Source organism: Gracilibacillus marinus (assembly GCF_042651725.1).
GTDB classification, from domain to species: domain Bacteria; phylum Bacillota; class Bacilli; order Bacillales; family Amphibacillaceae; genus Gracilibacillus; species Gracilibacillus marinus.
The window spans coordinates 433,070-444,750 of sequence record NZ_JBHSDV010000001.1 but is presented as its reverse complement, the minus strand read 5'-3'; the positions used below and the strand labels follow the sequence as shown (position 1 = coordinate 444,750).

Annotated in this window: 12 protein-coding genes and 3 pseudogenes; 2 read left to right on the top strand and 13 right to left on the bottom strand. The window is 34.7% G+C overall.

What is annotated here, in order from left to right:
• Positions 1–9: 9 nt before the first annotated feature.
• Positions 10–174 (top strand): annotated as a pseudogene (locus ACFOZ1_RS02105) (IS3 family transposase); the annotation flags it as partial.
• A 367-nt stretch (positions 175–541) separates the two neighbouring features.
• Here ACFOZ1_RS02105 and ACFOZ1_RS02100 read toward each other — a convergent pair.
• The 10 genes and pseudogenes from ACFOZ1_RS02100 to ACFOZ1_RS02055 all read right to left on the bottom strand — a co-directional run bounded on the left by ACFOZ1_RS02100 (position 542) and on the right by ACFOZ1_RS02055 (position 7,695).
• Positions 542–1,143, bottom strand: a pseudogene (locus ACFOZ1_RS02100) (nucleotidyl transferase AbiEii/AbiGii toxin family protein).
• A 152-nt stretch (positions 1,144–1,295) separates the two neighbouring features.
• On the bottom strand, positions 1,296–1,889 hold the full coding sequence (locus ACFOZ1_RS02095) for a type IV toxin-antitoxin system AbiEi family antitoxin domain-containing protein (protein WP_390195314.1): 594 nt from the start codon (positions 1,887–1,889) through the stop codon (positions 1,296–1,298).
• A 420-nt stretch (positions 1,890–2,309) separates the two neighbouring features.
• Positions 2,310–2,842, bottom strand: a pseudogene (locus ACFOZ1_RS02090) (IS3 family transposase); the annotation flags it as partial.
• A gap of 468 nt (positions 2,843–3,310) precedes the next feature.
• Complete coding sequence (locus tag ACFOZ1_RS02085; RefSeq protein WP_390195312.1) at positions 3,311–4,309, bottom strand: hypothetical protein; 999 nt, start codon at positions 4,307–4,309, stop codon at positions 3,311–3,313.
• A gap of 86 nt (positions 4,310–4,395) precedes the next feature.
• Positions 4,396–4,569, bottom strand: coding sequence for a hypothetical protein (locus ACFOZ1_RS02080; protein WP_390195310.1), 174 nt, complete (start codon positions 4,567–4,569; stop codon positions 4,396–4,398).
• 292 nt (positions 4,570–4,861) lie between these two features.
• A complete protein-coding gene (locus ACFOZ1_RS02075) occupies positions 4,862–6,118 on the bottom strand; it encodes a DUF2800 domain-containing protein (protein WP_390195308.1) in 1,257 nt (418 codons plus the stop codon).
• Between the two features lie 20 nt (positions 6,119–6,138).
• Complete coding sequence (locus ACFOZ1_RS02070; RefSeq protein ID WP_390195306.1) at positions 6,139–6,480, bottom strand: rRNA biogenesis protein rrp5; 342 nt, start codon at positions 6,478–6,480, stop codon at positions 6,139–6,141.
• A complete protein-coding gene (locus ACFOZ1_RS02065) occupies positions 6,455–6,631 on the bottom strand; it encodes a hypothetical protein (protein WP_390195304.1) in 177 nt (58 codons plus the stop codon). The genes ACFOZ1_RS02070 and ACFOZ1_RS02065 overlap by 26 nt, the downstream gene beginning before the upstream one ends.
• A gap of 75 nt (positions 6,632–6,706) precedes the next feature.
• On the bottom strand, positions 6,707–6,949 hold the full coding sequence (locus ACFOZ1_RS02060) for a sigma-70 family RNA polymerase sigma factor (RefSeq protein ID WP_390198016.1): 243 nt from the start codon (positions 6,947–6,949) through the stop codon (positions 6,707–6,709).
• Positions 6,950–7,488: 539 nt separating this feature from the next.
• The gene (locus tag ACFOZ1_RS02055) at positions 7,489–7,695 is read right to left on the bottom strand and encodes a hypothetical protein (RefSeq protein WP_102348331.1); all 207 of its coding nucleotides are present in this window, start codon (positions 7,693–7,695) and stop codon (positions 7,489–7,491) included.
• A 333-nt stretch (positions 7,696–8,028) separates the two neighbouring features.
• Between ACFOZ1_RS02055 and ACFOZ1_RS02050 the strand changes: the two genes are divergently transcribed.
• Positions 8,029–8,709, top strand: a complete 681-nt coding sequence (locus tag ACFOZ1_RS02050) for a helix-turn-helix domain-containing protein (RefSeq protein WP_390195302.1) — start codon at positions 8,029–8,031, stop codon at positions 8,707–8,709.
• Positions 8,710–8,773: 64 nt separating this feature from the next.
• On the opposite strand, the gene wecB is transcribed toward ACFOZ1_RS02050, so the two are convergent.
• The 3 genes from wecB to ACFOZ1_RS02035 are packed head-to-tail and all read right to left on the bottom strand — an operon-like array spanning position 8,774 to position 11,628.
• Positions 8,774–9,871: a non-hydrolyzing UDP-N-acetylglucosamine 2-epimerase gene (gene wecB / locus ACFOZ1_RS02045; RefSeq protein WP_390195300.1), complete on the bottom strand. Its 1,098-nt coding sequence runs from the start codon at positions 9,869–9,871 to the stop codon at positions 8,774–8,776.
• A 58-nt stretch (positions 9,872–9,929) separates the two neighbouring features.
• Complete coding sequence (locus ACFOZ1_RS02040) at positions 9,930–11,096, bottom strand: nucleotide sugar dehydrogenase (protein ID WP_168864881.1); 1,167 nt, start codon at positions 11,094–11,096, stop codon at positions 9,930–9,932.
• A gap of 37 nt (positions 11,097–11,133) precedes the next feature.
• Positions 11,134–11,628, bottom strand: a complete 495-nt coding sequence (locus tag ACFOZ1_RS02035) for a serine O-acetyltransferase (RefSeq protein ID WP_168864880.1) — start codon at positions 11,626–11,628, stop codon at positions 11,134–11,136.
• Between the last annotated feature and the right edge of the window lie 53 nt (positions 11,629–11,681).

The following is an 11,681-nucleotide window of genomic DNA, read 5'->3' as shown; positions in this document are numbered from 1 at the left end:
ATTTATACTACATGTAAAACGATCAAAACAGAATTCGTTAAAGGGGCTTATTTTACTAACCAACAAGAACATGACATTAAAGCTTTTGATTATGTTCATTGGTTTAATCGCATCCGAATTCATGGTTCATTACATTATTTAACACCGAATGAATACAAGTTAATGAACCTTTAAAAATTTGTTTAATTTAATGTTGACATACCATCAGAGCCTCCATTGACTTATACTGCTTATCAAATTGCGAAGTTACTAGATTCATCTCACTGCCTAACACCTTGACATTTCGATTGATCTCCCTAACGGAATTCTTAAATCCCTTCTCGCCTTCAACACCAATTTTGAGTCCGAAGTTATTTGGCAAGGTTCCACCACCTCTCTTTTTAGGCATAAAAAAAGACCAGCGATTAGCAAGCCTTCAAACTTATCTATAAAATTATTATTTAGATTACTAACTTTCTAGATTTGCATTGATAACATTCCACAAATTAATTAGCGAAACGTTAATATCTTCCCACGTAATATCATCGGCATAACTATTTTTCTATTGATAGTTTAACCAGTGCCTTTGCATGCCATCATCAAACCGAACCTCATCAAGAATAGCTTGTCCACTCGACAAAGTAGAAATAGACCCTCTTTTTTCAGCTGTTTGTCTTACTGCATCGCTCAATACAGCATTCTCTACTTTATGTCCTTGTAGCTTAACAAGAATGTAGATATCATAAAAACCCCTCATTCTTGTATTAGTAATGCCTCTGGTTAAAAGAGTTTCAAATTTTTCAGCAATAACTGTTTCAATGTTATATGCCAGAATATCAATGCTTCTATCCTCAAGTAATAAATCAAAAGTATAGATTACTTCTTTAGGTGTAATTAAATCACCAGTAGTAATATCCACCTTAATCGGGATTCGAGCATTGTCCATTTTAGCTTCTATTGACAAAGATAACCATTATATTGATCCTCGTCACGTATCTCATCAATTTGTTTTAGTGTCATTTCCACACCATCATCTATTGGCATACCTAAAATCACGTTAAATACGGCTTCAATTGACTCCCTATCTACTGGAAAAGATTTAATCGTTGCATCCATATCTATGGTGGAACGCATATCCACACCAACCAGGGCGGCAACCAACATGCCACCCTTTAAAATGATATTATCCTTATACTCTGATCTGGAGATTCTTTCTAGAAGTCTTTCCAACATATAGTTTCTCAGTAGTATTTGTGCATTTACTTCCTTTTCTTTTGCAAGGTTTCTTATTAAGGCTTTTATTTGAGTAGAACTCTTCATAATAAAATCTCCATATAACTTCTTAGAATTTTTTGGACCCGTAACTCTTTGGCATATTTCATTAATAAAGAAATATTCTTTTCTTTACTGTTGAGGTATCTCTTCAATGCGTCATTTAAGATGGCAATATCCATGTTATTTCGATTTCGAATAATATCACAAATGGTTCTTTCCTTGTCATAGGCCGTAACCTTTCTTCCAAACAAAGTTTCAACATCAGTAGTTCCCATTAAATGTAACGATTTTTTAACAGAATGTACTTGGATACCAGAATCCCTTAGTTTAGTAGCATTGTACCCGTTAGGTACTGTCACGGACCATTCAAGTGGATCTCTATCTGTTAAATCATGAAAAAATAACGCCGTTTCATGAGAGAATACCACTTTAGGACTTTTCACCTGAAGCATATACATTTCATCTTCAAATGACTCAGGAGTTACATAAACTCCATGTGAAGCACGATCCAACATTCCCTCTCTTGAAAGAAGCGTTAAATAATGGCGAGGGATACCTTGTTTCTCCACTTCACGCGTCACAATGATTCCATTGTTATCTGCAATTAAATTCTCTAATTGTTCACGATAACTCATATTATCGACCTCTTTTTGCTTTTATGCTTTAATTATAGATTATTTGAGTGCAAAAGCAAAATTATCAGAAGGTCATTTTTTGCATTTACGCTTTAATTATTTTCAATTTGAGCATAAACGCAAAAAATCATGTCCTCACCAGAATCACATCATCAATCGATACTTCCCTCATCGGTTTAGCAATCCCATTAAACCTGTTTATAGCATTCCCAAAGGTCTAGCAAATATCCCAATGGCATAAGCCACACTTCATCTTCATAACGATTCAATAATGCGGTTCCATAATAAATAAGTCGGATAATCAACTCTTCATCGCTTACCCGACTTCCACGTTTTTTGAGGCTTTACTCTCAATATACCTTTTTGTTCCTTTCAACGTACTGGCCATGATGGTATGTCAACACTAAATCAAACAAATTTTTAAAGGCTCATTAACTTGTATTCATTCGGTGTTAAATAATGTAATGACCATGAATTCGAATCCGATTGAATCAATGAACATAATCAAAGAGTGCAAAGTCAAGTTCTTGTTGGTTAGTAAAATAAGCCCCTTTAACGAATTCTGTTTTGATTGTTTTAAATTTAGCTTACGCAACGGCATTGTCGTATAGTGTTCCTTTTTTACTGAGTGAGCGTTCGATACCGAATGTTTCAAGTTTCTTATCGATTAATTGATTCTTAAACTCACTTTCTCTATCGGTATGAAGCATTTCGAGGTCATGTAGATTGTATGGTACAGATGCAAAAGCGCATTGAACTAAGGCAGCACCTTTGTGAGGTCCTGCACTGTGTCCGATTATTTCACAGTTATATAAATCAATTAAAATTCATATATAATGCCATCTTTATCCGACTTATACATAGGTTAGGTCACTTACAATTACTTACAATTCTTGGTCCTGACCAAACTCTCGATTCAACGTATTACCTATCATGGGTTCATTACATGGTGATAGTGACGGTTGTTGTGAATCGCATCTACTTTCGTCCCATGACCAGCTCGGCTTGCTTTAGTATGTCGTTTCTCATGACTAACTTTTCATTCTTCACGGTTTGTTATTTGAACCAAGTCTAACTGACCTTAATTATGTTATCCAATTAAGTGTAATCTTTCCAAAGTTCCTATTAAACAACTTCTCTCCTATTGCCGATAACGCTTGAACCTCTAGTAATTCTTCCGTCAACAATGACAAATATTTTTCAAATAAAAATCGCAACATTCTTATAGGTATCAGATACATATAATGCGATTGTATGATTGACATATGCAACCACACGATACTAGACGGAATTTCTTATGAAATAAGCCTCGGGCAATGTACTGCTGTTTAGTTATTTAATTAAATATAATAATTTTCTGTTCATGAAACCACTCTGTTATAAACTAGATTCACATACACCTATTTCATACTAAACGTATTCTAATCTTCCATATACATTGCTTTTTTCACCATTACTAAACTATCTTTTTCTTGATTACCATGAAGATCCTTCTGAAAATCTCTAATTAATCGCGCATAATCTGTCTTCTCGTTATATGCTTCTGCATATTTTAATATAAATTGTGCTACTGCATTTTCCAACTTGGTTTGTATTTCTTCATCTGCTTTGTAGAACTTTTCATATAGTTTCTTTGCAATCACATATTGCTGTTGTTTAGCATGACTATCTTGTATCATAATTATTTCTGCATGTCTATCTATTACGGATGATAATTCTAGATTCTCATCACTCAGAATTACCCGAATCATATATGTTGTCCATTGAATGGCTAGTTCTTCAAATAGTGCAGCTTCCTCGGTACGATCAACAGTAGAATGCCTAATAATAAATTCTACATCACCTCTAAAATAATCCATAAATTTATATGTAAATAGATTATCTGATTGACCAAATGTATTGATTTGGCTAATTATACGTAATGTATTACAAACGTAAATAATAGATTTCTTTTTACTGTCCTCATTTTCAGGACGAAAGAGATTAGCAATATATATCAGCCAACGGTCTTGTGCTTCTGAATAACGGTATAGTTGGAAGAACTCATGACTTATATCTCTTACTAGACTAGTATCTTCTCTATATACATACGGAGTAGCGTCCATCTTCATTTGTTTTAACATTTTACTTTGCTTCTTTCGATTGTAGATGATGGAATTGGGACCGAATGCTTCTTCAAATAGTATTTCTGCATCTGTATTTGTTTTATCGAAAAAGCGGATGACATTGAGTGAAAGTTTCTTATTTGTTCTCATGCCATCTTCAATCTTAGCGACAATGTCTGGGTTATATGATGTTTTATCTTTACTTTTGATATAATGTCCTAATAATTCTTGTTCCAATATTCGATTTTTTATGTATTTATTTTCTATAATGATATATGCAAAAAAGTAATAAATAGCAAAAACAAGTGATGACATGAGCACCCAGAAGTGGATGAAGCGGTATTCATAATTGTTAACGATAATAATAAAAATGGAAACGATATTAATAATTGCAAAGATAACTATACATAATAGATTCGAATCATTCCAAATAACTTATATTTTGTTAATAAGAATCTGCCATAATCTATACCAATGATAGATTTCATATCTGCTAATGATGTTAACCCGATAATCGTCATGTTAATTGCTATGATTGTGTACATTATGTTTGGATCTGTTATTATTGTTTTCATTTGGTTACCTCACTAAATATAGAAAATTGATTTTTTTTGAAGCTTTCATATTGAATAAGAATAATTGAGGATTACTTTTATAGTTCTATTATATCATTGTTTGGTAAAATTTGATGGTACTTGTCGTTTTTTTAATAAAAGTGTAGTTAATTAAAATTTGCATGAACAATTTTTATCAATGGGGAGAATGATATATCAAGAAGAAAATATTGCATTGGAGATATTAATCTATCTGAGGATTGAATTAGTAGGAATGAGTTGCTTGTTTATTCTAGCACTCAAAGTGAATTTTCTACCTATTAAAGATGAGCGGATTCTTACTAGATTTACTAGCCTCATTGAACTTTTCATTAACAACATCTACATAGGTTTTTACAGCTTGTTCAACTTCTGTGTTGTAAAATTCATTTTGTTTCATCTGCTTCAGGTAAGCTTTTATTTCTGGTTGCTTGATCTTGCCCGGCGCATTTGTAATAAGCGACCCCAGCAACTCTTGAAATACTTTTTTATCTAACCCTTTTTCTAGAGTAGTAATCGTATTGAGTGATTTCTTATAAATCACATCACTGTCATATCCTGCAGCAGTATGTGCCTCAACTACTGCATTTTCATCACTATACTTACGGCTACCTCTACCCTCAACCAGTTTCATCCCTGGCCATTGCTTGTTTTCATTCATCGCCATAGCAAAAGCATATTCTTGTACATCTTTTGCCCAGCTCATCAACTGATCAATAGAAGTTAACACTTCTACTACTTCATCATCTGTCAGTAACGGAGGGTTCTGAAAATCCATACAAGCAAGTTTCAAATTTTCCTCTGCTCTTGCTCTACAGGTCGCCTTCACCTTACAAAAGCGGCAATGCTCACCTGCTAAGAAATCACCTTCACCCTTAAATGCTAACTCCGCTTTGGGCTTGACCTCATTCTCTGCCCATTCCAATAGTTCTTCGACCTGCATTTCATCAGTGGAGATATTATCTAACCTTGGCTGCACAATGGTCATCAGTATTTTCTGAGTATCATAGAGTACACCAAAGTTGTTTAATGCACCCAAAGCGTACAGTCGCATTTGTGGGTTTTCAACTGCTGAAACCTTGACACCTTTCCCACCCTTAAGATCAATAACTTCTAATCTATCACCATAAATCAGAATAATGTCCACGGTTCCGAATCCATCTGGAACATAGGGACTAAAATCTACCCTTTCCTCAATAAGGATGAGCGGATCCTTGCTAGATGCCCTAGCCTCGTTCATTTTTTCAGTAACAACATCTACATAGGTTTTTACAGCTTGTTCAATTTCTGAGTTATAAAATTCATTTTGTTTCATCTGCTTCAGCTTTTTATTCAACTGTGCTTTTGTCATCTTTTTTAATTCATAAGACAAATAGAGTTCTGACAGCTCATGCATGAATGTACCTTCTTTGGCAAAGGTGCTTGTTGTTTCTTCGTACTGCTCTGACAACCGAACACTTGGTGGACAAGCTAACCAGCGACTCGCACCAGAAGCACTTAAACTTGCATGAGCTCTTTCTGAATGGTTCATAGAATAGTAGGAACCTCCTTTTAAAGCTTTTCAGCTTCTTCTAATAGTTCAGGATACTTTTCCGTTGGGATATCACTCAGTTTCTTGGCTCCAAACCCTGTAATCAGCTCTTTCACCTGTACCTGTTTTCCGGCCTGAGAAAGTGCTGCAAGTTTCGCTCTCACATCTTCCAAAGATGGTAATTTAGCTATAGGAGGTTGTTCCGGTTTCTTTGCTTCCTTATTTTCTTTCGTTTGTTTTTTCTCAACGGTAGCTACAGAGTCCGTTTGATTGCTTTCTAATGTAAACACCAATGATTCAATACTTCCTGCTAGATTTCGTAAGTCCGTCACTACATCAAGTGCGAGTTTGGTTTTGCTCATTTGCTTTTTCTCCTTTCTTCTCATTTTGTTCATCAAGCTGGCTCAGTCGATTAGCTAGCCTTTTAGAAACAATACTGATAGCCGTAAGAACACCAACCATCTCTTCCTGCATATCTTTATTAACACCATTCTGCTTTACTTGTGTTGTCATCCCATTCACCTCCTCGCCTTGGATATTGCCCTTCACTTATTAGCCAACGGGGATGGTTGTTTGGAAACCAAATTTTCAAAAAAACTTTTTCAATTTGTCTATAATTTTTTTATGACGTTTTACAACTGCCATGTGTGAGACGCCTATTTCTTTTCCAATTTCTCTTGTAGTTAAATTTTTATAGTAAAGATTCTCAATCAACTTTTGTTCCTCACGATCTAGCTCCGCAACAGCTTCCTGCAAGATTAATAGAGTTGCTTTATCACAAAGAATTTCTTCAATCATTTGATCATCATGAAAATCTGTACCTTTTTCCATCAAACGATTAATTGAATCTTCTTTGCTCGGGACAAAATCAACTGTTTCTGTTTTATAATCAACAGCTATCCGTCCAAGTTTGACATCCTGTTCCAGTTATCTCTGACGTCTCCCCATTTTGTAATACTCTTTGTAAATTTCTTTGCTAACACAGACCTGCGCCTTGCCGATTTTGATAAAAAACTCGCTCATTCTCTTTTCCTCCCATGGCACGGCAGTGAGCCGTAGGGGAAAAAGAGACAAAAAAATAAGCGGACACAGAACGCCCAAACTGCATTAATTTGCAGGGCGTACTATGTCCGGCTTATAGGTAGTTCACACCACGACTCCATTGCTCGGTACCGATTATTTTTGATTCAATTTGCATTCACTTGCTAGATGATCATTTCTCCTCAAAACATCAGATCATCCGGCATGGGTAATGCATACGATTCCTCGCTCGGTATTATCGTGGTATGAACTTTTGATAAAAATTAAAAAGGTCCAGGTACATCAGTTTTACTGATTTCCCGGACCTTAAGGTAGAATTAAATTGCAACTCATGGCGAATCGCTATCTCCTTTTCGTCTCGTTATTGGTTTTCCACTAACTTTTTTAAATTCACCTGTAGCGAGTTCAACTTCCCAAACCCGCTTACATCTAGCACACTTCGTTTGTACGGGACCAGCAGCTTCATTCCCTTTATCCAGCAGCCTGTAACCACAAGCAGGACATTCAACTCGCATAACCTTAGCTTCTCTTATCATTTGTATTCCTCCCAACTTTATTGAAGCTTTTTATAATTATTTGTTATTTCAATATTAATATTTTACACAAGAACGTATGTTCTGTATAGTAGGAATACCAATTTTCTGCCTTTCCAAATTATCATTATTCATACCATCCTTTCTGCGATACATTTTATTTTGTTGCATATTTGGGAAATGGAGATAAATAAAAAAGTTATATTGTTAACAATTTCCATTATACTTCGACAGAATAATCACGTCAATCCCAAATACGCAACTTATTTAAAAAGTTGCGTATTTTGTTGCGGCGGCTTATACTATTATTGTAGCAAGAATGTGGGGGGCAATTGTATGAAGAAAAATGAAATGGATAAGACCGATCAAGAAATACTTCGAAGGCGCTTAAAGGAAAGACGTCTCTTTTTAAATATGACATATCAAGATTTGGCCGAGAAAACTGGCATCAGCAAATCTTCTATACAGCGGTATGAAACGGGAGGAATTAAAAATATTCCATATGATAAGATTTTTGCCTTATCAGAAGCATTAGAGGTAAGACCTGAATATTTTACTGATTTGACTAAAGATTATACTGGAGAATCTGCTTTTGAAGTGAAAGTGATTAAAAAAGAGGATAGATCGCAACATCTAGATCATATTAAAGAATTCGAGGAAAGAGCTATCAGATATATAACTCCAAACTTAATTTCACAGGGATATAACATAGAACGGCACAGTCATGGCTCTGTAGGAGATATTGTTGCAACGAAGGGGAAGCAAATTTGGCATATTGATTTTCTTTACACGAGAGATGTAAGTATATATCCAACTGGAATGGGAATGGGTCGACAGCAGCTACTTTTAAGGTTTGGAAGACTTGCTGTTTACGACAAACCGATTACTAAATACTCTATTGTGATGGATAGACGTGTACTAGCAGAGCAATTCATAAAATTTAAACCGATTCATTTAGATATTGAGACGAGTATCATTATTTTACGGGGGACTGATTATGAGGAATTACATTTCTAGGAAAAGATAAACAACGCAAATAAGCCCGCCAAGCCATTACTGCTCAGCGGGCCTTCAAGTTTAATTACATTTTTCCCTCCAGAACATCAGCAATTCTTTTACTTGCATATCCGTCACCATAAGGGTTACTTGCTTTACTCATTTTTTCATATTCTTCATTATCTTCAAGGAGTAATTTAAAATTCTTATAGATGTTTTCTTCATCTGTGCCTACTAATTTTAATGTTCCAGCAGCTATACCTTCTGGTCGCTCAGTAGTATCACGCATAACTAGAACTGGCTTACCTAGGCTCGGTGCTTCTTCTTGAATTCCACCACTATCTGTAAGTATTAAATATGACCTCGAGAGAAAATTGTGAAAATCTAACACTTCTAATGGCTCAATTATTCTTACTCTATCATTATTTCCTAGTATTTCATTAGCAGCTTCTCTGACAATCGGATTCATATGGATTGGATACACTGCTTTGATATCTGGATATTCATCCACAATTCTTTTAATTGCTTTAAACATATTCCGCATCGGCTCACCGAGATTTTCTCTTCTATGAGCAGTAATCATAATGAGTTTACTATCCGATGCCCATTCAATTTGATCATGAGAATAATCTTCTCTAACTGTAGTATTAAGTGCATCAATAGCCGTATTACCTGTAACATAAATAGATGAGGGGTCTTTGCCCTCTTTTAATAGGTTCTCCTTGGACATTTCGGTTGGAGCAAAATTATACTTTGATACTATTCCTACCGCTTGACGATTGAATTCTTCAGGATAAGGAGAGTGGATGTTATAAGTTCTTAGTCCTGCTTCAACATGTCCAATAGGAATTTGTAAGTAAAAACAAGCTAAAGACGTAACGAAGGTTGTAGAGGTATCGCCATGAACTAAGACTACATCCGGCTTAACTTCTTCAAGCACTGATTTCATTTTTTCTAAAATATTAATTGTTACATCAAATAGCGTCTGCTTTTCTTTCATTACTGATAAATTATAATCCGGAACAACGTTAAATGCGTCTAGAACTTGGGTTAACATTTCTCTATGCTGACCCGTTACACAAACAATAGTATCTAACTTCTCTCTTGTTTTCAATTCTTTTACCAAAGGACACATTTTAATAGCCTCTGGTCTTGTCCCAAAAACTACCATTACCTTTTTCATTCTTATCAACCAACTTTTCCTTTATTATTCACTCACAAACAAATCGACTAGCAAACTACTAATCCCTACTAAATAAATCCCTAGTATATACCTTATCCTCTACTTCACGTAAATCATCAGATAATCGATTCGCAACAATTACATCTGATACTTTCTTAAATTCTTCGAAGTCATTAATTACTCTAGAATTATAGAATTTATCCTCTTGCAGCGCTGGCTCATACACAACGACTTCAATGCCCTTTGCTTTTATTCGTTTCATAACTCCTTGAATAGCAGATTGTCTAAAATTATCTGAATCCATTTTCATTGTGAGTCGATAGATTCCAACAACCTTAGGACTTCTCTTAATAATCATATCAGCAATGTGATCTTTTCTTGTTCTATTCGCATCTACTATTGCTGCCATAATATTATTTGGTACGTCCTCATAGTTTGCTAGTAATTGCTTCGTATCTTTAGGGAGACAGTAGCCTCCGTAACCAAAAGAAGGATTATTATAATGATTACCTATTCGTGGATCTAGACCAACACCATCTATAATTTGTTTGGTATTTAAACCTCTAATTTCTGCATAAGAATCTAGCTCATTAAAGAATGAAACTCTCATTGCTAGATAAGTATTTGCAAATAATTTAATAGCTTCAGCTTCTGTTGAATTCGTATATAACACGTCAATATTTTCTTTAACTGCTCCCTCTACTAACAAATCAGCAAATACTTTGGCTCTTTCAGACTGTTCACCAACAACAATTCTTGAAGGATACAAGTTATCATATAATGCGTTACCTTCTCTTAAAAACTCTGGTGAAAAAATAATATTTTCTGTCTCAAACTTTTCTCGAACTGCTTCTGTATAACCTACTGGAACTGTAGATTTAATTACCATCACTGCATCTGGGTTGATAGACAATACGTTAGCGATAACAGCCTCCACAGTTCTAGTATTAAAGTAATTTCTTTCCGGATCATAATTGGTAGGTGTAGAGATAATTACATATTCAGCATCCTTAAATGCTTTATAATTGTCCGTTGTTGCAGTTAAGTTCAGATTTTTTGTTGCTAAGAATTCTTCAATCTCATTATCTATTATTGGAGACTTTTTATTATTTATCATATCTACTTTTTCTTGCAAAATATCTATTGCAACAACCTCATTGTGTTGAGCTAACAAAATTGCATTAGATAACCCTACATAACCGATACCAGCAATTGTAATATTCAAAAGTAACACTTCCTAAATAAATAATTATAATTTTTGATCACTTCACCTTTGCAGGTATTCCCACAGCGGTTCTATTTGCAGGTACATCGTTGGTCACAACTGCATTTGCACCAATTTTAGCACCTTCTCCTATAACTATTGCACCCAATATCTTTGCTCCAGCTCCTATAAAAACGTTATCTTCTATTCTAGGAGCTTCTCCATTATCTTTTATAGTGCCAATTGTAACTTGATGATATATCGTTACATTATTTCCAATGATAGCTTTAGAGCTAATAATAACACCTTTCCCACCGTGCGGCAGTTTAAGGTTCTCCCCGATTTTGGTTGGATAATGTATTTCTGAGTTATTAAAACCCTGAACAATCAATAAATCTAATAATTTATAAAAGCTAATTAATATAGGATAAACCAATGGGTAGCGAAGATTACTATAAATATAATTACCCAATCTATAAATACCGATGCTCAAAATCCCATAACCAGAAATTTTCCATTTTTCTTTTAAAAATTTTATTGAGAATATTTTCATTGAATTAACCTCTTTGCAAGAACTGATTCGATATTAGATTTAGTGTTAATAAA

Bases quoted from the DNA above. Each gene is read 5' to 3' on its own strand.
- ACFOZ1_RS02035 (WP_168864880.1), bottom strand. From the start codon at position 11,628: ATGAAAATATTCTCAATAAAATTTTTAAAAGAAAAATGGAAAATTTCT.
- wecB (WP_390195300.1), bottom strand. From the start codon at position 9,871: ATGAAAAAGGTAATGGTAGTTTTTGGGACAAGACCAGAGGCTATTAAA.
- ACFOZ1_RS02050 (WP_390195302.1), top strand. From the start codon at position 8,029: ATGAAGAAAAATGAAATGGATAAGACCGATCAAGAAATACTTCGAAGG.
- ACFOZ1_RS02095 (WP_390195314.1), bottom strand. From the start codon at position 1,889: ATGAGTTATCGTGAACAATTAGAGAATTTAATTGCAGATAACAATGGA.
- ACFOZ1_RS02065 (WP_390195304.1), bottom strand. From the start codon at position 6,631: ATGACAACACAAGTAAAGCAGAATGGTGTTAATAAAGATATGCAGGAA.
- ACFOZ1_RS02080 (WP_390195310.1), bottom strand. From the start codon at position 4,569: ATGAAAACAATAATAACAGATCCAAACATAATGTACACAATCATAGCA.
- ACFOZ1_RS02085 (WP_390195312.1), bottom strand. From the start codon at position 4,309: ATGTCATCACTTGTTTTTGCTATTTATTACTTTTTTGCATATATCATT.
- ACFOZ1_RS02060 (WP_390198016.1), bottom strand. From the start codon at position 6,949: ATGGAAAAAGGTACAGATTTTCATGATGATCAAATGATTGAAGAAATT.
- ACFOZ1_RS02075 (WP_390195308.1), bottom strand. From the start codon at position 6,118: ATGAACCATTCAGAAAGAGCTCATGCAAGTTTAAGTGCTTCTGGTGCG.
- ACFOZ1_RS02070 (WP_390195306.1), bottom strand. From the start codon at position 6,480: ATGAGCAAAACCAAACTCGCACTTGATGTAGTGACGGACTTACGAAAT.
- ACFOZ1_RS02055 (WP_102348331.1), bottom strand. From the start codon at position 7,695: ATGATAAGAGAAGCTAAGGTTATGCGAGTTGAATGTCCTGCTTGTGGT.